At 45.9% G+C, this 19,152-nt stretch carries 18 protein-coding genes and 1 pseudogene; 15 read left to right on the top strand and 4 right to left on the bottom strand.

Annotated elements, in window-relative coordinates; genetic code table 11:
* A pseudogene (locus tag AEA42_RS22385) lies at positions 1–172 on the bottom strand (IS630 family transposase); the annotation flags it as partial.
* 102 nt (positions 173–274) lie between these two features.
* Here AEA42_RS22385 and AEA42_RS15795 point away from each other — a divergent pair.
* The 12 genes from AEA42_RS15795 (at position 275) to AEA42_RS15850 (ending at position 10,863) form a co-directional block, all read left to right on the top strand.
* Positions 275–898, top strand: a complete 624-nt coding sequence (locus AEA42_RS15795; RefSeq protein WP_055648235.1) for a TonB-dependent receptor — start codon at positions 275–277, stop codon at positions 896–898.
* A gap of 184 nt (positions 899–1,082) precedes the next feature.
* Positions 1,083–1,487, top strand: coding sequence for an ArsC family reductase (locus tag AEA42_RS15800; protein ID WP_055648236.1), 405 nt, complete (start codon positions 1,083–1,085; stop codon positions 1,485–1,487).
* On the top strand, positions 1,484–2,629 hold the full coding sequence (dapE, locus tag AEA42_RS15805; RefSeq protein WP_037430294.1) for a succinyl-diaminopimelate desuccinylase: 1,146 nt from the start codon (positions 1,484–1,486) through the stop codon (positions 2,627–2,629). Before AEA42_RS15800 ends, dapE begins: the two co-directional genes overlap by 4 nt.
* Before the next feature lie 92 nt (positions 2,630–2,721).
* Positions 2,722–3,387 carry a M15 family metallopeptidase gene (locus AEA42_RS15810; protein WP_050991402.1) on the top strand — a complete coding sequence of 222 codons (666 nt, stop codon included), beginning with the start codon at positions 2,722–2,724 and terminating at the stop codon, positions 3,385–3,387.
* A gap of 67 nt (positions 3,388–3,454) precedes the next feature.
* Positions 3,455–4,285, top strand: coding sequence for an alpha/beta hydrolase (locus AEA42_RS15815; protein ID WP_055648237.1), 831 nt, complete (start codon positions 3,455–3,457; stop codon positions 4,283–4,285).
* Between the two features lie 243 nt (positions 4,286–4,528).
* Positions 4,529–5,707, top strand: a complete 1,179-nt coding sequence (locus tag AEA42_RS15820; RefSeq protein WP_055648238.1) for a porin — start codon at positions 4,529–4,531, stop codon at positions 5,705–5,707.
* A gap of 10 nt (positions 5,708–5,717) precedes the next feature.
* Positions 5,718–6,155, top strand: a complete 438-nt coding sequence (locus AEA42_RS15825; protein ID WP_055648239.1) for a substrate-binding domain-containing protein — start codon at positions 5,718–5,720, stop codon at positions 6,153–6,155.
* Between the two features lie 421 nt (positions 6,156–6,576).
* A complete protein-coding gene (can, locus tag AEA42_RS15830) occupies positions 6,577–7,182 on the top strand; it encodes a carbonate dehydratase (RefSeq protein ID WP_037418751.1) in 606 nt (201 codons plus the stop codon).
* Positions 7,183–7,521: 339 nt separating this feature from the next.
* Complete coding sequence (gene kdnA / locus AEA42_RS15835; protein ID WP_037418748.1) at positions 7,522–8,709, top strand: 8-amino-3,8-dideoxy-alpha-D-manno-octulosonate transaminase KdnA; 1,188 nt, start codon at positions 7,522–7,524, stop codon at positions 8,707–8,709.
* 19 nt (positions 8,710–8,728) lie between these two features.
* The gene (gene kdnB / locus AEA42_RS15840; RefSeq protein ID WP_055648240.1) at positions 8,729–9,799 is read left to right on the top strand and encodes a 3-deoxy-alpha-D-manno-octulosonate 8-oxidase KdnB; all 1,071 of its coding nucleotides are present in this window, start codon (positions 8,729–8,731) and stop codon (positions 9,797–9,799) included.
* Positions 9,800–9,881: 82 nt separating this feature from the next.
* The gene (gene kdsB / locus AEA42_RS15845) at positions 9,882–10,619 is read left to right on the top strand and encodes an 8-amino-3,8-dideoxy-manno-octulosonate cytidylyltransferase KdsB (protein ID WP_011622622.1); all 738 of its coding nucleotides are present in this window, start codon (positions 9,882–9,884) and stop codon (positions 10,617–10,619) included.
* A 28-nt stretch (positions 10,620–10,647) separates the two neighbouring features.
* Positions 10,648–10,863: a DUF2897 family protein gene (locus tag AEA42_RS15850; protein WP_037418741.1), complete on the top strand. Its 216-nt coding sequence runs from the start codon at positions 10,648–10,650 to the stop codon at positions 10,861–10,863.
* A gap of 213 nt (positions 10,864–11,076) precedes the next feature.
* Here the strand turns inward: AEA42_RS15850 and AEA42_RS15855 are convergent, their stop codons facing one another.
* Positions 11,077–12,459, bottom strand: a complete 1,383-nt coding sequence (locus AEA42_RS15855) for a Na+/H+ antiporter NhaC family protein (protein ID WP_037418738.1) — start codon at positions 12,457–12,459, stop codon at positions 11,077–11,079.
* A gap of 740 nt (positions 12,460–13,199) precedes the next feature.
* On the opposite strand from AEA42_RS15855, the gene AEA42_RS15860 reads away from it, so the two are divergent.
* From AEA42_RS15860 to AEA42_RS15870, 3 genes are all read left to right on the top strand, one after another.
* On the top strand, positions 13,200–14,414 hold the full coding sequence (locus AEA42_RS15860; RefSeq protein WP_037418735.1) for a pyridoxal phosphate-dependent aminotransferase: 1,215 nt from the start codon (positions 13,200–13,202) through the stop codon (positions 14,412–14,414).
* A gap of 220 nt (positions 14,415–14,634) precedes the next feature.
* Positions 14,635–15,222, top strand: coding sequence for a 5'-deoxynucleotidase (gene yfbR / locus AEA42_RS15865; RefSeq protein WP_037430288.1), 588 nt, complete (start codon positions 14,635–14,637; stop codon positions 15,220–15,222).
* A gap of 25 nt (positions 15,223–15,247) precedes the next feature.
* On the top strand, positions 15,248–16,588 hold the full coding sequence (locus AEA42_RS15870; RefSeq protein WP_037418731.1) for an anti-phage deoxyguanosine triphosphatase: 1,341 nt from the start codon (positions 15,248–15,250) through the stop codon (positions 16,586–16,588).
* 73 nt (positions 16,589–16,661) lie between these two features.
* Here AEA42_RS15870 and AEA42_RS15875 read toward each other — a convergent pair whose 3' ends face one another.
* Positions 16,662–17,303 (bottom strand): bifunctional 4-hydroxy-2-oxoglutarate aldolase/2-dehydro-3-deoxy-phosphogluconate aldolase, encoded by a 642-nt coding sequence (locus AEA42_RS15875; RefSeq protein WP_055648241.1) that lies wholly within the window; start codon positions 17,301–17,303, stop codon positions 16,662–16,664.
* Between the two features lie 20 nt (positions 17,304–17,323).
* Positions 17,324–19,150 carry a phosphogluconate dehydratase gene (gene edd, locus AEA42_RS15880; RefSeq protein WP_055648242.1) on the bottom strand — a complete coding sequence of 609 codons (1,827 nt, stop codon included), beginning with the start codon at positions 19,148–19,150 and terminating at the stop codon, positions 17,324–17,326.
* Positions 19,151–19,152: the final 2 nt, after the last annotated feature.

The raw sequence follows: 19,152 nt of genomic DNA on the forward strand, positions 1-19,152 counted from the left end.
CAATACTGGAGCGTGCTGCACCAGTAGCATGATGAACGTCAGTAATCGACAGCCCTTGATGCAGCATCAGCATAGCGATAAGACGTCGAGCGAAGTGTTTATCCTTGGTTTTATGGATCAATTTCTGTAGTTGTTTGCGCTCTGCGCGACAAAGTGGTGGTAAGATGGCCATTCTCAGTCCTCGGCGAGTGGTGGGTTTGTTTGGCGATAGATCAGATCGCTCAAACAGGACTGAGTTCCCTTCCTTTGATCTACTATTTGGAACAGCTATTTAGTGAATGATCCTAGCGCCCAATATATTCTGGATCATTCAGATGCATTTACAGACAAAATTATACGTGATGCGAATGGCAAGTTAATTCAGGTGAATACCCAAGCGATTAACATGTCATCACAAAAAACCTCTGGTATCGACTTCTCTATCGGTTATCGCTATGAAACTGCCAACTTAGGTGATTTAACCGCCCGCTTAGAAGGCACCTACTTACTGAAATGGGAAGAGCAATTAACCCCAGATTCAGAGGCATTAGATCTTATTGATGGTGAAGGTTCAGCGCCTAAAATCCGCGGTAACTTGAACTTAGGTTGGAGCTATAACGATTTTGCGACTAACTTATTGTTCAAATACACTGACAGCATGAATGGCGATCGCATGGATTACTTTGTCGAAAATGGTCTGGACGCAGATTACAGCGTAACGATCGACAGCCATGTTGAAGTGAACTGGTCAGCAAGTTATCTTGTCAACGATGCACTAAAAATCTCAACCGGCATCAACAACTTGTTTGATGCGGGCCCTGAGATTGATCAAACCCAGTCATCGTGGCCACATTATCCACGTTCTTACTACAACGTAGTAGGCCGTGAGTATTACCTCGCTCTGGAAATGAACTTTTAATTAAAAACATTTCCAAAGACAAAGCCGAGCATATTTGCTCGGCTTTTTATTTGCATACTGATACCCAAATTAACATCAAATATTTCACTTTTACCTACATCGACCACCTATCAAATCTTTGCGGCTATCTTACCTTATTCTCAACATGCCCTAGGCAATATCCCCTTGTAGCATCCAGCGCACAATGCCACAATGCGAGCAAAATCAATGCGTGCCAACGGCGCCCCTCGAAAGGAGCATCATCTTGACCCTTTTTGGTATTAAAAATTGCGATACTGTGCGTAAAGCACGTAAATGGATTGAAACCCATCAACTTTCGGTCAACTTCCATGACTTTAGGGAAGATGGATTAGCAGAAAAGGATCTGCAGCATTGGTGTCAAATTGCCGGATGGGAAACCGTCTTTAATAAACGCAGTACCAGTTTTCGTGCCTTAAGTGATGCCGATAAAGCGGATATCGACCAAGCCAAAGCCATTCAACTAATGCTCACTCACCCGACACTGATCAAGCGGCCAGTGCTGGTTTTGGGTGAACAAGTGCTAGTGGGCTTTAACGAAGCCGAATATAAGAAGGTGTTTTCTCTATGACGTACGCTTCGAACACTCACCCGGTTACCGAACTGACTAAAGCGTTAATCGCCCGTCCTTCGGTCACACCGCTAGATGAAGGCTGTCAAAGCTTAATGGCCGAACGTCTTGCCGCCGTAGGCTTTAATATTGAGCCCATGGTCTTTGAAGACACCACCAATATGTGGGCGCGGCGCGGTAATACAGGCCCGGTATTTTGTTTTGCCGGCCATACCGATGTGGTGCCCGCAGGCGATTTAAGCCGCTGGCATACCCCGCCTTTTGAGCCAACCATTATTGACGGTTATCTGTATGGTCGCGGTGCTGCCGATATGAAAGGCTCACTGGCGGCGATGATCGTCGCGACCGAACGTTTTGTGGCTAAGCACCCAAATCATCCTGGCTCGATTGCGTTTTTAATCACTAGCGATGAAGAAGGCCCCTTTATCAATGGCACCACACGGGTTATCGACACCCTAGAAGCCCGTAATGAAAAAATCACTTGGGCATTGGTGGGTGAACCCTCGTCGACCTTAAAACTCGGTGATGTGGTTAAAAATGGCCGCCGTGGCAGTCTCACCGCCAACTTAACCGTTAAAGGTATTCAAGGCCATGTGGCCTATCCGCACCTTGCGGATAACCCTATCCACAAAGCCGCCCCCTTTTTAGCTGAGTTAAGCCAAACCCATTGGGATAATGGCAACGAATTCTTCCCGCCCACCAGCATGCAAATCGCCAACATTAACGGCGGCACAGGCGCATCGAACGTGATCCCAGGCGCCTTGGAGGTGATGTTTAACTTCCGCTATTCCACCGAAGTGACCGCCGAGATACTCATCGAGCGTGTGGAAGCCTTATTAACCGCCCACGAACTGGATTATGACATTAGTTGGACTTTCAATGGCTTACCCTTTTTAACCGGCGAAGGCCCACTGTTAGACGCGACCCGCCATGCTATTCGTCAAGTCACGGGCTATGATACCGATCCACAAACCACCGGCGGCACCTCCGATGGGCGCTTTATTGCGCCAACGGGCGCCAAAGTGTTGGAACTTGGCCCAGTAAACGCCACAATCCATAAAGTGAACGAGTGCGTGAAGGTAGACGATCTAGAGCAATTAGCGCTGTGTTATGAAGTGATTTTGGAACAGTTACTGTGTTAAATACCATGGCTATCACGGCAAAAAAAGCCCTGCTCTATGGTCTAGAGCCAAGGGGAGAGACAGGTTTAACAGCGGATCTAGACTCTGACTCAATGAGCGACTTAGTGCTCGTTGAGTTACTCAGCCCCTATCATCAGCGAGAAACGCGGTTTAAGTTAGAGTCACAAACCGCCCTTGCCTTTCAGGCAATGGCCGACAGTGCCGCCAAAGACGGTATTAAGCTAGCGATTTGCTCTGCCTATCGCCCCTTCGATCGGCAACTCGCCATTTGGAATGCCAAGGCCAGCGGTAAACGAGTGGTCCTGGATATCAATGAGCAGCCCGTGGATATCGCGCCGCTCAGCGATGATGAGTTAGTCGATTTGATCTTACTCTGGTCGGCACTGCCTGGTGCTTCGCGTCACCATTGGGGAACGGATATCGATGTATTTGATGCCGAGCAAATTGAGGTCAAATCCCTGCGTCTGGTGGACGCCGAATACCGTGACGGCGGCCCCTGCGCCCACTTGCACCAGTGGCTAGTGGCTAATGCCAAGGATTTTGGGTTTTATTTTCCGTTCCAGAAAGGCCAAAGCGCGGTAAGTGCAGAGCCTTGGCATATTAGCTATTTCCCCGTGTCTCAAACCCTGTTACCCCAATTTGAGGTGCAGGCCTTAGCGCAGGTTATCCAGCAGAGCGATATGTTGCTAAAAGACGCCGTGATCCGGCGTTTACCCGAGTTAGTAGCGGAATATGTACATCGGATTGCGCAGCCTTAATAGCTTTTTCTGCACGTTTTAGCCGACGTCCCTTCCCGTTTTTGGTTTTATAGATTAAGTAGGTTTTATGGATTTATCATCATACAGACAACAAATTTGCATCGCGGGTAGCCAACTTAGTTACCTTGATATCGGCACAGGCCCTGCCCTGTTATTTGGCCACAGCTACCTGTGGGACAGCGCCATGTGGGCGCCACAAATTGCGCTCTTAAGCAAAAGCTACCGCTGTATCGTCCCCGATCTCTGGGGACACGGCCAATCTGGCACCGTACCGGAAAACTGCCATAGCCTGTTAGACATTAGTGAGCATATGTTAGCCCTGATGGACGCCCTCGAACTTGAGACATTTTCCCTCATCGGTTTATCCGTGGGCGCCATGTGGGGGGCAGAGCTGGTGCTTAAGGCGCCTGCTCGCGTCAAGACGCTTGCCATGCTGGACAGTTTTATTGGTTTTGAGCCAGAAATCACCCGTGCCAAATATTTTGGGATGTTAGACATGATCCAAACCGCTGGCAGTATTCCGCCAGCACTTATCAAAGCAATTTCACCGCTGTTTTTTGCAGATAATGCCAAAGCGAATAATCCCGAATTAGTGCAACGTTTTGAAAGCGACTTAGCTGCGCTAACGCCAGAACGCATTCCCGACATAGTAAAACTTGGACGGATCATTTTTGGTCGGCGCGATACCCTAGAATTTGCCGAACAATTTACCTTACCTTGCTTAATCATGGTGGGTGTAGAAGACAAGGCGCGCAGTGTTTTAGAAAGTTATTTGATGAGTGATGCCATTAATGGCAGCCAATTAGTGCATATTCCAAATGCTGGCCATATTTCAAGTCTAGAACAAGCCGAATTTGTTAATCAGCAATTATTAGCATTTCTGAGCCAATACGCTTAATACGCACCATGATGGTTAGAGCATGTCACCCATGCTCTAACAGATTCATATTCTAGAACCCTCAATAAGAATGAGTCTTTTGCCTATTACTCGAAACCTTTTCCAATAATCTTGGAGTGCTATCCCACTTGAGGCTTAACAAACATCGATTTGTTAACTGGCCCTCAAAAATGTTGCAAAATCGTGAAAACACCAAAAATTCAACTACCTTTAAACTGTATTCCCTCAAAAAGGTTTCCTAACATGAGAAAAAGTACAGTTGCATTAGGTGTGTTGACCGCACTCTATATTCCATCCCTTTACGCGAATGTTGAAATAAACGGCTTTGCCTCCATTGTTGCTGGCTCAAGTTTATCCGATGATAAAAGTTACTACGGTTATGATAAAGAAATCGACTTTAATAATGACTCCAAAGTCGCACTACAATTTGCTGCAGATTTAGGGAGCGGCTTACGAGCAACCGCACAAGTCCTCTCCCGTGGCAGTGACGATTATAGTGCAGAGTTTGAATGGGCTTATATTTCCTATGACATTAGCGATAAGGTGATGCTAATGGCTGGAAGACAACGATTTAATCTTTACAAATATTCCGATTATATCGATGTTGGCTATGCCTACCATTGGATAACGCCACCAAGGGGAGTCTATTCGCTCCCCTTTAATTCTGGCGAAGGCGTTGGATTAGTTTATTCAGATTTATGGGGCAATACTGAAGTTGGCTTAACCTATAAATATATTACGACATCGGTGTCTGACTATGCGCCTGTCGGTTCATCAACGCCCCCTGCGCCCTTTTCCGCCAAGGGCCATATTATGAACTTCAATTTTAGCACCGCTGGATTTGAATACGGTTTAAATGTGGGGATAGTCACGGATTTCTCATATGAACTGCCAGCACTACTTGGTTTGGGTGAAGCCATTTCCCAAACAGGTTTATTCGATGATCAAGTTGTAAATGACTTATTAGCGATAGAGGATAGTGCCTTACTTATTGGCGCTAACGTGAAATATGACGCAGGAAAGTGGTTTATATTAGCGGAATACACCCGAATAGATGTCGACCCTAGCAGTTTTAATATTCAAGATTCTGCCTTTGTTTCAGCGGGTGTTCGTTACCATGATTTTACCTTTCATTTAACCTATGGCATTGATAAAGGTGACCCACAATATGATGCCTATGATGCAATGTTGCCTGTCTACAACGCCCTACCACCGGCCAATCAAGCAGCTCTCGCGCCATTAGTGATGGGAACGAAAGCCGCATTAGAAGCACAACAAGAGGATAGTTCCTATTACATCATCGGAACCCGCTGGGATTTTCATCCCTCTGCGGCGCTAAAACTGGAATACACCAATTACAGTAATGATAAGCCGACCTCCGACGAACAACTCTTAAGCATGGCTGTTGATCTTGTTTTCTAAGGAGTCATTTATGAATTTACCTCACATTGCTAAATACATCGTCAAGCCAATCAGCTTGTGTGCACTCCTATTACTCAGTCAATGGGCTCAAGCGGAAATCGCCGTAATCGTTCACCCTTCGAACAGTTCAGAGATATCAGCTGCCGATATTTCAAGAATTTATTCGGGAAAGCTTAAAACCTTTTCGACAGGAGGCACGATTGTCGCACTCGATCAAGCGGAAGGCTCACCTGTCAGGGAAGCCTTTGTAAAACAAATCCTCAATAAAACAGAAAGTCAGTTAAAAGCCTATTGGTCAAAACTCGTATTTTCTGGACAAGGACAACCGCCTAAAGTGGTCGAATCCAGTGCTGAGATTCTTAGTCTCGTCGCCGCCAATCCAAATATGATCGGCTTTGTGGATGCAGCAGAAGTGACGCCCAATGTCAAAGTTGTAGGTAAGTTTTAGGGACTAACCTGATTGTACCTATTGATGCCTTCTTTCAATAAGAAGGCATCAAATTTTTACATTAAGCATTTTAAATCATATAGATATATACAACCCCGGCCTAAGTTAAACGAAAAGTTCTGCGTGATTGCACCATGCGCAATAACAGATTTCCCCATTCATTCCCGCGTTACCTCATTTGCCAACAGTAACATTGAGCTCTTAGACGCAGGCTAAATAAATTTTATCCCTAAAAATTCAAAGCATTAGACCAAATTATTTAACTGTTGATGGAATTAAGTCATGGTCAAACCTGAGTTTAATCTTAATTGGATAGACCAGAGGCCACGATTTTGCTGGTATACTCAATCGCAAAAAAGGTGCGGCTTGCATCATTTAGGGCAAAAGACATTTTAATATGTCTATAAAACAATAGGTTAAAATGAAACTACTCAAACCCTTATTCGATAATAACCGCCGTTGGGCCGGACGCATCAGTCAAGAACACCCTGATTTTTTTGAACAACTGGCAAAACAGCAAAACCCTGAGTATCTCTGGATTGGTTGTTCCGACAGCCGAGTCCCTTCTAACCAAATCATCGATTTAATGCCTGGCGAAGTCTTTGTTCACCGCAATATAGCCAATATGGTGATCCATACCGATCTTAACTGCCTGTCAGTACTTCAATACGCCATCGATGTGCTTAAAGTGAAACATATTATGGTCGTCGGTCACTACGGCTGCGGTGGTGTACGTGCTGCAATGGGGAATCAGCGCCTTGGACTTATCGATAACTGGCTAGGTCATTTGCGCGATGTCTATCGCCTACATCATGATGAATTAATGCAAATGGATGAAGCCAAACGTTTTGATCGCCTGTGTGAGCTCAATGTGATTGAACAGGTTTCCAATGTCACCAGTAGTACTATCGTGCAAGAAGCCTGGTCTCGCGGCCAAGAACTGGCTGTCCATGGGTGGATTTACGGTATCGATAATGGTCTATTAACGGATCTTGATGTTACGGTAGACCGTGCACAAGTCGTGTAAGTCTTTCGTCGTATTATATGCCATTAACGGCCCAACTGACGCCACAAAAACCTGCCACTGTGCAGGTTTTTGGTTTTACGCCCTAAAGGCAAATACTCACTATTCATTTACGAGAAATAACCAAAATCTATCTCAAGGAGACCATTTCACTTCATCGCGTTAGACAACATTTATCATTTCATTCATCTAGTCTTGCTAAGTGAGCAAAAACTAAGCGCGAAATCTCAACATGACCTTATTTTCATCAAGAAAACATCGCAAGGGATCTTTAGCCCAGTTATAATCCGCCAGTTAATTGCAGCGCGACCATGCGCCACAAATTCTAAGGAGATACCTTCCATGCCCGGTTTTGAATTATTTGGTCCAGAAGAAAAACAAGAAGTTGCCGATGTGATGGAGCACGGCTTTACCTTCCGTTATAACTTCGACCATATGCGTAATGATCGCTGGAAGACTCGCGATATGGAGCAACTGCTCTGCGAGAAAATGAATGTTAAGCATGCTCATCTGTTATCAAGCGGTACCGCCGCGCTGCAAACGGCGATGATGGCCGCAGGCATTGGCGCTGGCGATGAAGTTATCGTGCCACCTTTTACCTTCGTAGCGTCTGTAGAAGCGATTTTCATGGCCGGTGCAGTACCGATTTTTGCCGAAATCGACGAAACCCTGTGTTTATCACCAGAAGGCATTGAAGCGGCAATTACTCCACGTACTAAAGCGGTAAACTTAGTACACATGTGTGGCTCTATGGCCAAGATGGACGAAATCAAAGCCATTTGTAAAAAGCACAACTTAGTATTGTTAGAAGATGCTTGCCAAGCCATTGGCGGCAGCTACAAGGGCCAAGCCCTTGGTACTATCGGTGATGTCGGTTGTTACTCTTTCGATTCTGTTAAAACCATCACCTGTGGTGAAGGTGGCGCGGTGATCACCAATAACACCGAAATTTACGATAACGCCCACCAGTTCTCCGATCACGGCCATGACCATATTGGTAAAGACCGTGGCGCCGAGTCACACCCGATTATGGGTCTGAACTTCCGTATCTCTGAAATGAATGCGGCCTTAGGGTTAGCCCAGTTACGTAAACTCGATACCATTATCGACATTCAACGTAAAAACAAAAAAGCCATTAAAGAAGCTATGGCGAGCATTCCTGAAGTCAGCTTCCGCGAAATCCCCGATCCAGAGGGTGATTCAGCTGGCTTCTTAAGCTTTATGTTACCAACAGAAGCACGTACCCAAGAGATCAGCAAGAAATTAGCTGCAAATGGTGTAGATGGCTGCTTCTACTGGTACGTGAACAACTGGCATTATCTGAAAAACTGGAAACACATTCAGGAGCTTAAGGCCCCTGCTGCGTTACCAATCACATTAATCGCCGACCGACCTGACTATACTCAAATTTCTGTGCCGAAATCTGATGCCATTATGAGCCGCACTATTTCTATGCTCATTAAATTGTCTTGGACCGATGCTCAGATTGCCGAGCGTATTGAAAACATTAAGAAAGCATTTGCCCAATAATTAAACGGGAGTTTTTGCAATGAGTTTTAAAAATTTTAAAGTAGTTGAAAAGATGATCTTCGGTCGTGGCTCTTTCGCCCAATTAGACGACGTCTTAGCTGCCCAGCGTAAAACCGACGATGACTTCGTGGTATTTTTAGTCGATGACGTTCACCAAGGCAAACCACTCGAAGCACGCATCCCAGTCAAAGCCCAAGACTTACTGATTTGGGTTAACGTTGATGAAGAGCCAAGCACGATTCAAATCGATGCCCTGACCGAACAAGTGCAAGCTTTCAATAGCAAACTGCCCGTCAGCGTCGTTGGTTTAGGTGGCGGTTCAACCATGGACGTGGCAAAAGCGGTATCGCTAATGCTGACCAACCCAGGCGGCTCAGCCATGTACCAAGGTTGGGATTTAATCAAAAACCCAGCGGTACACCACATTGGTATTCCAACAATTTCTGGTACCGGTGCTGAAGCATCACGCACAGCGGTATTGTGTGGTCCAGTGCGTAAACTAGGTCTGAACTCAGATTACACAGTGTTCGATCAAATCATCATGGATTCTGAGTTAATCGATGGTGTTGAGACTGACCAATGGTTCTACACCGGTATGGATTGCTATATCCACTGCGTTGAATCCTTAGAAGGTACCTTCTTAAACGAATTCTCTAAAGCCTATGCCGAAAAAGCCATGGAGCTTTGCCGCCAAGTGTACTTAGAGGATCACCCAGAAAAAGACGACAAGCTGATGATGGCGTCATTTATGGGCGGTATGAGTATCGCTTACAGCCAAGTAGGTGCATGCCACGCGGTATCCTATGGTCTGTCTTACATCCTCGGCTACCACCATGGTATCGGTAACTGTATCGCCTTTGACGTGTTAGAAGAATTCTACCCAGAAGGCGTGGCAGAGTTCCGTCAGATGATGAAGAAACACAACATCACTCTGCCGAAGAACATCTGTAAAGATCTACCAGATGAAACCATCGCGAAAATGGTTGCCGTGACTAAGAGCATGGGTCCATTATGGGCAAACGTGTACGGCCCAACATGGGAAGAGAAAGTCACTGACGAAATGTTGACTGCCCTGTTCCGTCGCATTTAAGCTCTCAAGCAGATGACAAGGGCTCATTGTGAGCCCTTTTGTCTATCTACACTGCATATCTCTGATAAAGTAGGATAATTTAATGAATGTGACTCTGTTAATCCCGGCGCGTTATGGTTCAAGCCGCTTCCCGGGCAAGCCCTTAGCCCCGATTAACGGCAAGCCGATGATCCAACACGTGTATGAACGCGCGTCGTTAGCCAAAGGCCTCACCAATATTTACGTTGCAACCGATGATGAGCGTATTAAAAGCGCCGTAGAAGGTTTTGGCGGCAAAGTGGTCATGACCAGCCCTGATGCGGCATCGGGCACAGACCGTATCAATGATGCGATTAACCAATTAGGTTTAAAGGATGACGATCTGGTCATCAACCTTCAGGGCGACCAACCCCTAATCGACCCGACTTCCATCGAGCAAGTGATCAGCCTCTTCGAACGTCATCCAGGCGAGTTTGAAATGGCGACCCTCGGCTATGAAATTGTCAACAAGGCCGAACTTGACGATCCTATGCATGTGAAGATGGTGTTCGATAACGACTATTACGCGCTGTATTTCTCCCGCGCGCGGATTCCCTTCGGTCGCGATACCAAAGATTATCCAGTTTACAAGCACTTAGGCGTGTATGCTTACACACGCAGATTTGTGCAAGCCTTTGCAGCCCTACCTTTAGGTCGTCTCGAAGATCTTGAAAAGTTAGAGCAGCTACGCGCTCTAGAACATGGCCATAAGATCAAAGTTGCCATCAGTGCCTTCGACTCAATCGAAGTTGACACGCCAGAAGATATTCGTAAGTGTGAGCAGCGTTTAGCCGTTGATTAATCAGGGTGTTGCTCAATAAGGAGTTGTTATGTCGAGCTTAGAAGTGTGGATCATTATAATTTTGGTGGTAGGTGTGATTGCCAGCAATCTTGCCGCACTGAAATACAGTGCCAAATTCAAACTGCCACAGTTTGGTCAGCACGATAAAGAGAAACAACTAAAATCCGACATGACTCAGCCTCCACACGAAGCCGATGGTAACGAAACGCAAAATCCAGATAAGTCTTCGAATCAGTCCAAATAGACTAAGATTAGCATTCATCTTGATCTCCCCTCACAAAAAGGCGCATCGGCGCCTTTTTGCATTTCTTACCATCCCTTTAAATCCTACTTCAGATTTTGTAACAAACAAACTCAAGTGATTCATCCATAAACTAGCGGTTAGCACAAAGCTACAATTAACATTCGCGCATAAAAAAACCAGCCGAAGCTGGTTTTTTATGTATTAAGTCACGCATTAAGCAATCAGGATAAAGCCAAAGAATGCAATAACCGCGGCAATTAGCGCATAAGGTAGCTGAGTCACAGCATGGCTTACTAAGTTACAACCCGAGCCTTGGGCAGCTAAAACGGTTGAATCAGAGTAAAAACACGCTTGGCTACCAAAAGAAGAAGCCGACAACAGCGCACCAATCACTAATGGAATATCCGCACCCACCGATTGCGCCAGTGGCATCACAATTGGGATAGTTACTGCAAAAATTCCCCAACTAGAACCCGTCGCAAAGGCCAAAATCGCCATTGATAGGAATACCACGGCAGGTAACAGCTTAGGCGTCATAAATGGGCTTAAAGATTCAATCACGTACTGTGGCAGTAATAGCGCATCACACACATCTTTAAACACAAATGCCGCTATTACGGTACCAATAGCTGGCAACATGCTCTTAAAACCATCAATCATTTGATCCATCATTTCAGAGAGAGGCATCAAACGCTGAACTGCATAGTAAGGGAGCGTAATAACCAGCGTCGCTAATAACCCTTTCCACACGTCGATATCAAAATAAACGGTAAAAGCAACCAGTAATAAAATTGGCACTAAAAAGTTATGCAATTTGCCTTGATTGTCAGCATGCTTAAACTCTTCTTCAATTGCCGCGATGGCATATTCATCAGAGGTTTGCACTTGGTCTAAATCGACTTGCGCTTCAGCGGGCTCGCCTTTTGCTGCGCGCAGCTCGGCTTTTTTCATCGGGCCAATAGCAGGTACCACGCCCAATGCAACCAGTAATACCATCGCGACGGCTAACCAAGCATAAAGCATATAGGGTATAGCTTGCATGTAGACGCTAATGCCCTGACCTTCAGCGGCCACCCCGTTATCGACCAGTAAGCCACCAAAAAACACCGCCCACGTGGAGAGCGGCACTAATACACACACAGGAGCCGCTGTGGAATCCACCACATAAGCCAGCATTTCGCGGGAGACTTTAAACTTATCCGTTACACGCTTCATGGTTTCACCCACAGTTAGCGCATTCAGATAGTCATCAATAAAAATCACAATTCCCAGAATAAAGGTCATAAACAGGGAAGATCTTGGCCCTTTTGCAAATTTCAATGCATTTCGACCAAATGCCAAAGCACCGCCAGTACGTACTAACAGTGCAATCAAGGCACCAAAACAGCCACACACCAAAATCAACCAACCGATAGTTTCATCGGCCATGACTTTTAATGAAGTACTTGCAAAATTATTTAAAACTTGCGTTGGATCAAGTAACAAAAAACCCGTTACCGCACCAATGATCAAAGATAAAATGGGGCGGCGTAACCAAACGGCCAACACCAATACCACCAAAGGTGGAATAAGACTTAACGCTGTCGGTTCAGACATGCACTTAGGTCCTCTAAATAAGTCGCCTAAAAGGCAAAAGTTTTTAGAACAGCGCCTGAAATCACCTCGATAACGGACGCCAATATTGCTGCTTCATGATGACTAACTCCGCTGATAAAACCTGCTAAAAGCTTGTTATCTTAGGTGCCCTGCCGAAAACATCGCGCAGAAAATAAAGCGCATCGAATATCGAGTCAACTATAAATTTATGCTAGCGCTAAATAATTTTTCATCTTGAATTAAAAAACGATTTATCAACTTGATTTTAAACAAAATAACTAGAGTGTGATGAATTTTTTATTTCAACCTAAATGCTTAATAAGCATTCAGTTAATCTGCCTAAATATCGAAAAATTACCGAATGCAGGATAATGCGACATTAACTTAAATCAACTCTGATAAATCAGCAGTTAAGCAAACACTGATTAACATTTTTACTAACATCTTGCCCCTAGGGTAATGTGGTTGTAGTAAAACAGAGTGCATGAGCCAATGCAGCCTAATTGATAGGTACAAAGGCTAACCCCATAACAAGATGCAGTGTAAAAAATCAAAATTAGACACAATAACAGCACATATAACTTGTATAAATTTATTTAATGCCAGGTTAAAGCATATTTAACTAGTACGTTTAATAAAAAAAACATGGTATTTGTGCTCAATGCCCCTTCCTTAAATCAGATAATTTCGTTATGGTGCACAAACTTAAGCCAAAATTAACTGCATGTTTCGAGGTGTAAATGCGCCCTATCATCAAATCCAATAAGCTGGATACTGTTTGCTACGACATCCGCGGCCCAGTGCACAAGGAAGCCAGACGTTTAGAAGACGAAGGCCACAGGATCCTCAAACTCAATATTGGTAACCCTGCTCCCTTCGGTTTTGAAGCACCAGAAGAAATTGTGCGCGATGTGATCCTTAATCTCCCGAGTGCCCAGGGCTACTGTGAATCAAAAGGATTATTCTCAGCCCGCAAGGCGATCGTGCAGCATTATCAAGCGCAGGGTATCTATGGCGTTGATATCGAAGATGTCTATATTGGTAACGGCGTGTCAGAACTGATCATGATGGCCATGCAGGGCTTATTGAACACCGCTGATGAAGTACTGATCCCTTCACCCGATTACCCACTGTGGACCGCCGCAGCTAACTTAGCCGGCGGTAAAGCCGTACATTATCGCTGTGATGAAGAAGCGGATTGGTTTCCCGATCTTGATGATATTAAGAGCAAAATATCTTCTCGCACCCGTGGTATTGTACTAATCAACCCGAATAATCCTACGGGTGCGGTTTACAGCAAAGAATTACTGCTACAAGTTATCGAGCTTTGCCGTGAACACAACCTGATTTTATTTGCTGATGAAATTTACGACAAAATTTTATACGACGAAGCCAAGCATATTCCTGCGGCTAGTCTGTCGGACGATATTTTAACGGTTACCTTCAATGGGCTATCCAAGGCTTATCGCGCTGCGGGCTTTCGTGTTGGTTGGATGATGTTGTCTGGTAATCTTAAGGCTGCAAAGAGTTATATCGAAGGGTTAGAGATGCTCTCCTCGATGCGCCTGTGTGCCAACGTGCCCAATCAACATGCGATTCAAACCGCACTCGGTGGCTATCAAAGTATTAACGAGCTGATACTGCCTAATGGCCGCCTCACAGTCCAAAGAGATGCATGTTACGAGCTGTTGAATCAAATCCCAGGCGTGAGCGTGAAAAAGCCTAAGGGCGCACTCTATGCTTTCCCCAAATTGGATATGAAAAAGTTCAATCTCAGGGATGATGAGCGCCTAGTACTCGATTTATTAAGGGATAAAAAAATCCTATTAGTGCACGGCACGGCCTTTAATTGGCCGGAACCTGATCATCTCCGTGTGGTGTTTTTACCCTATAAAGAAGATCTAACGAAGGCATTAACTGAATTTGGTAACTTCCTGGAAGCCTATAAACAATAAATGGGTTTAAGCATCACGCTTACTTAGCAAACCTAGGCAATAAAGCGATCAACAAGATCGCTTTATTTTTGTATTTGTTCTGTAAATCCTGCCATTATTTCACTCACTTATCCTTGCGATAAGTGTTAGGCTTACGCTCAATAGCCGTACTTGCACTTTGCTTTTCACTTATCTTCAGAGTCGAGTGACGCGCCTTTTAGCCTTCATTTAAAGGAGCCTTATGAGTCATTTATTTGCCCACCTTGCCAGAATGAAACTTATCCAGCGCTGGCCTTTAATGTACAACGTGCGCACCGAAAACGTTCAGGAACACTCTCTGCAAGTCGCCATGGTGGCACACGCCTTAGTCATCATCAGTAATAAGAAATTTGGCACGACTCTCGATGCCCATCAAGCAACCAGTTTGGCTATATTCCATGATGCCAGTGAGATCTTAACTGGCGATCTACCCACTCCGGTGAAGTATTTCAATAAAGAAATTGAAGCTGAGTATAAAAAAATTGAAGCCATTGCCGAGCAGCGCATGCTCGATATGGTACCTGATGAATTTAAAGAGGATTATCGCAGCCTGTTTATCAGCGATAACGCCGATCCAATCTACAAAGCCATAGTTAAATCAGCCGATACCCTGTGTGCTTACCTGAAGTGTTTAGAGGAAAATCGCGCTGGCAATACTGAATTTAACACCGCACGAAAACGCCTCGAAGCCATGCTCGAGTCCAACCCTAACCCTGCAGTGAAATATTTTATGGATTGCTTTGTGCCCAGTTTTACCTTGAATTTAGACGAAATAAACAAGATGCTCTGATGTACCACTCCCGCTAGGAATGCATATGACCTCAAGTGTTTGGCAAGAACGCCGCCATGGTGAAGATAAACAAAGACGTAATGATCATCGCAGCCCATACCAAAGGGACAGGGCGCGGATCCTCCACTCTGCTGCATTTCGTCGCCTGCAAGCAAAAACCCAAGTGCTTGGTGTGGGGATGAATGACTTCTATCGCACGCGCTTAACCCACTCATTAGAAGTCTCACAAATCGGCACGGGGATCGCCGCTCAGCTGAGCCGTAAATATCCCGAGCATAAGCCCTTATTAGACTCAATGAGTTTGCTGGAATCCTTATGCCTTGCCCATGATATTGGCCATCCGCCCTTTGGTCATGGTGGTGAAGTTGCCCTTAACTATATGATGCGCCACCACGGAGGCTTTGAAGGCAATGGCCAGACATTTCGTATTCTCTCTAAACTCGAGCCCTACACCTTAGATTTTGGGATGAATCTGTGCCGCAGAACCATGTTAGGGATTTTAAAATATCCCGCACCACAATCGCACTTGTTTGTCGCAGGCAATCATCCTGAAATCACCAACCACAGACAGCTTAAACCGTCACAATGGCCGCCTGTTAAAGGCATATTCGACGATGATAATGACATCTTCGACTGGGTGCTTGAGCCATTATCTGCGGCAGATAGAACTCGCTTTACCTCAGTCCAACCAAGTGTTCAGCCCAACTACCCGCACCTGCGTACCCAATATAAATCCTTCGATTGTTCCATCATGGAGCTGGCGGACGATATTGCCTATGCAGTACATGATCTTGAAGATGCCATCGTCATGGGGATAGTAACGGCATCACAATGGCAGCAAGATGTGGCGCCAACATTTGAGCACAGTAATGATCTCTGGATCCGCCAAGAATTGACCGATATCGGTACTAAACTGTTCTCCCACGAGCATCATCTGCGAAAAGATGCCATAGGTACTTTAGTGAATGGCTTTGTCACCGCCATTATCATCAATGACGATCCGGCTTTCGAGGAACCGTTGCTGCGGTTTAATGCCAGCCTTGAACCCGACTTTGCCCATGCGCTCAATGTGTTAAAACAGCTAGTGTATAAATATGTTATCCGTAAACCCGAGATCCAAATGCTCGAATACAAAGGGCAACAAATTGTGATGGGGTTATTTGAAGCATTTGCCTCCGATCCCGAGCGCCTGTTACCGCTTAACACTCAAGAGCGTTGGCGCGCAAGCGAGCAACAGGGTCTAAACAGCCACAGAGTCTTAGCCGATTATATTTCAGGGATGACGGACGAGTTTGCCGGACGGCTCTATCAACAACTCTTTAGCCCTAAGGCTGGCTCAAACGTGGAGTTGAGTAAAGAAATGTAGCCTTTTGATTTAGTATTAAAAAACCACCGCAAAGGTGGTTTTTTATTCACAAATTAATCCGTGCAATAGCGGATTAAAGTCCGCCAATCGCCTCTTTACAGAGCTGAGTGATACGATCCCAATCGCCCTGCTCCATCGCATCAGTAGGCGCAATCCAACTGCCACCAATACAATCCACATTTTTAAGCGCTAGGTAATCTTTATAGCTGCTCGGGGTAATACCACCTGTCGGGCAGAAGCGGATATCGGCTAATGGGCCAGAGAAAGCCTTGAGTGCATCCACTCCACCAGACGCTTCAGCAGGGAAGAATTTAAAGTGGGTGTAACCAAGCGCCATACCCGTCATCACTTCGGAAATACTGGCAACGCCAGGAATTAACGGCACCGGGCCTTGCATCCCCGCTTTGAGCAGTTCAACTGTTGCACCAGGGGTGATAATAAATTGCGCGCCAGCGGCAATCGCTTGCTCAAGCTGGGCTTCATTTAAAATAGTCCCAGCGCCGACTAGCGCCTCTGGTACTTCCTTAGCGATTTTGGTGATCGCTTCAAGAGCACACGGCGTGCGTAATGTCACTTCTAACACGCTAATCCCACCGGCGACCAGTGCTTTGGCTAACGGCACCGCATGTTCAATCTTGTTAATCACCATAACAGGAACAATAGGGCTGCGTTTAAAAATATCTTGTGGTTGTAATGACCAGTTATTCTCAAGCATTGCGTTATTCTTCCTTTGTATTAGTAAAGTTCATCGATGGCGCTAGTACTACGCGCACCGGTTTCTGGACTGCTTAAGTTTGAACGCAGTGCCCCAAATAACTCACGACCCATGCCATAACGAGAATGGCGTAAATCAATTTCAGCGGCAGTTCTGGCTGCAAGCACGGTGTCTGAGACTAATAAACTCAGCTCGCCAGTCAGCGCATCAACACGAATTAAATCGCCATCTTGTACCTTGGCAATTAACCCACCATCAATCGCTTCTGGGGTTAAATGAATTGCCGCCGGTACTTTGCCCGATGCGCCCGACATACGACCGTCGGTCATCAGCGCCACTTTAAAGCCTTTATCCTGTAGTGAACCTAGCAGCGGCGTTAGTTTATGCAGCTCTGGCATACCGTTGGCTTTCGGCCCTTGGCCTTTCACCACCACCACACAATCTCGGTCTAATGCGCCGGATTTAAATAACGCATCGAGCTTGTTTTGATCGTCAATCACCACAGCGGGCGCTTCCACCACACGGTGCTGCGGTTGAACGGCAGACACTTTAATCACTGCACGGCCTAAGTTACCCTTGAGCAGCTTTAAACCACCGTTGTTTTGGAAAGGGGTAGCGACAGAGGTTAATACTTCGGTATCTAAGCTGACGGTTGGACCATCGACCCAGCGCAGCTCGCCATCGAGTAATTTGGGCTCTTGGGTGTAACGACGTAGACCAAAACCTGCAACTGTGTTGACATCCTCGTGCAGTAAGCCCGCATCGAGTAATTCCTTGATAAGGAAAGCCATCCCGCCCGCGGCGTGGAAATGGTTAATGTCCGCGTGACCGTTTGGATAAACACGGGCCAGCAATGGCACCGCATCGGATAATTCAGAAAAGTCATCCCAGTTGACGATAATGCCCGCTGCACGCGCCGCCGCCACGATATGCATGGTTAAGTTTGTTGAACCACCGGTCGCCAGCAATGCAACAATGCCGTTCACTATCGATTTTTCGTTAACGACTTCACCAATAGGCGTGTACTGAGTGCCCAGTTCGGTTAAGCGACAAACTTGCTTAGCCGCCATTTTGTTTAAGGCTTCACGCAGCGGATCGTCAGGATTCACAAAAGATGAACCAGGCAATTGTAGGCCCATGACTTCAAGCATCAGTTGGTTCGAGTTAGCCGTACCATAAAAGGTACAAGTACCCGCACTGTGGTAAGACTGGGCTTCCGCTTCGAGTAGCTGTGCTCTATCGACCTTACCTTGGGCAAATTGCTGACGAATACGGGCTTTTTCCTTGTTAGGAATACCCGATTTCATCGGGCCTGCTGGCACAAACAGCATAGGTAAATGGCCAAAACTTAACGCACCAATCAATAAACCGGGCACGATTTTGTCGCAAATACCAAGGAGTAAGGCGCCATCGAACATATTGTGGGATAAGCCAACCGCGGTTGCCATGGCAATCACTTCACGACTCAGTAAGCTCAGCTCCATCCCAGGTTGCCCTTGAGTCACGCCGTCACACATGGCGGGAACACCACCAGCCACCTGCGCAACACTACCCACTTCCTGACAGGCCTTTTTCAGCAAATCAGGATACGTTTCATAGGGTTGATGTGCTGACAACATATCGTTGAATGCAGTAATAATCCCGATATTGGCCTTCGTCAATTGACGTAATGCGTTTTTATCATCGGGGTTACAAGCCGCAAAACCATGGGCTAAGTTACCGCAGCTTAACGAGCTACGGTGTACGCCATGGTTACGGGCATCGTTTAATGCAGCAAGGTATGCTTCACGTGATGCTTTGCTACGGGCAATAATTCTGTCGGTAACAGATTGAACGACTGAGTGCATGA

It is taken from the genome of Shewanella sp. Sh95, from assembly GCF_001308045.1.
GTDB classification, from domain to species: domain Bacteria; phylum Pseudomonadota; class Gammaproteobacteria; order Enterobacterales; family Shewanellaceae; genus Shewanella; species Shewanella xiamenensis.

Excerpts from the sequence above, each read along its gene's own strand:
- AEA42_RS15800 (WP_055648236.1), top strand. The coding sequence starts at position 1,083 with ATGCCACAATGCGAGCAAAATCAATGCGTGCCAACGGCGCCCCTCGAA.
- dapE (WP_037430294.1), top strand. The coding sequence starts at position 1,484 with ATGACGTACGCTTCGAACACTCACCCGGTTACCGAACTGACTAAAGCG.
- AEA42_RS15810 (WP_050991402.1), top strand. The coding sequence starts at position 2,722 with ATGAGCGACTTAGTGCTCGTTGAGTTACTCAGCCCCTATCATCAGCGA.
- AEA42_RS15815 (WP_055648237.1), top strand. The coding sequence starts at position 3,455 with ATGGATTTATCATCATACAGACAACAAATTTGCATCGCGGGTAGCCAA.
- AEA42_RS15820 (WP_055648238.1), top strand. The coding sequence starts at position 4,529 with ATGAGAAAAAGTACAGTTGCATTAGGTGTGTTGACCGCACTCTATATT.
- AEA42_RS15825 (WP_055648239.1), top strand. The coding sequence starts at position 5,718 with ATGAATTTACCTCACATTGCTAAATACATCGTCAAGCCAATCAGCTTG.
- can (WP_037418751.1), top strand. The coding sequence starts at position 6,577 with ATGAAACTACTCAAACCCTTATTCGATAATAACCGCCGTTGGGCCGGA.
- kdnA (WP_037418748.1), top strand. The coding sequence starts at position 7,522 with ATGCCCGGTTTTGAATTATTTGGTCCAGAAGAAAAACAAGAAGTTGCC.
- kdnB (WP_055648240.1), top strand. The coding sequence starts at position 8,729 with ATGAGTTTTAAAAATTTTAAAGTAGTTGAAAAGATGATCTTCGGTCGT.
- kdsB (WP_011622622.1), top strand. The coding sequence starts at position 9,882 with ATGAATGTGACTCTGTTAATCCCGGCGCGTTATGGTTCAAGCCGCTTC.
- AEA42_RS15850 (WP_037418741.1), top strand. The coding sequence starts at position 10,648 with ATGTCGAGCTTAGAAGTGTGGATCATTATAATTTTGGTGGTAGGTGTG.
- AEA42_RS15855 (WP_037418738.1), bottom strand. The coding sequence starts at position 12,459 with ATGTCTGAACCGACAGCGTTAAGTCTTATTCCACCTTTGGTGGTATTG.
- AEA42_RS15860 (WP_037418735.1), top strand. The coding sequence starts at position 13,200 with ATGCGCCCTATCATCAAATCCAATAAGCTGGATACTGTTTGCTACGAC.
- yfbR (WP_037430288.1), top strand. The coding sequence starts at position 14,635 with ATGAGTCATTTATTTGCCCACCTTGCCAGAATGAAACTTATCCAGCGC.
- AEA42_RS15870 (WP_037418731.1), top strand. The coding sequence starts at position 15,248 with ATGACCTCAAGTGTTTGGCAAGAACGCCGCCATGGTGAAGATAAACAA.
- AEA42_RS15875 (WP_055648241.1), bottom strand. The coding sequence starts at position 17,303 with ATGCTTGAGAATAACTGGTCATTACAACCACAAGATATTTTTAAACGC.
- edd (WP_055648242.1), bottom strand. The coding sequence starts at position 19,150 with ATGCACTCAGTCGTTCAATCTGTTACCGACAGAATTATTGCCCGTAGC.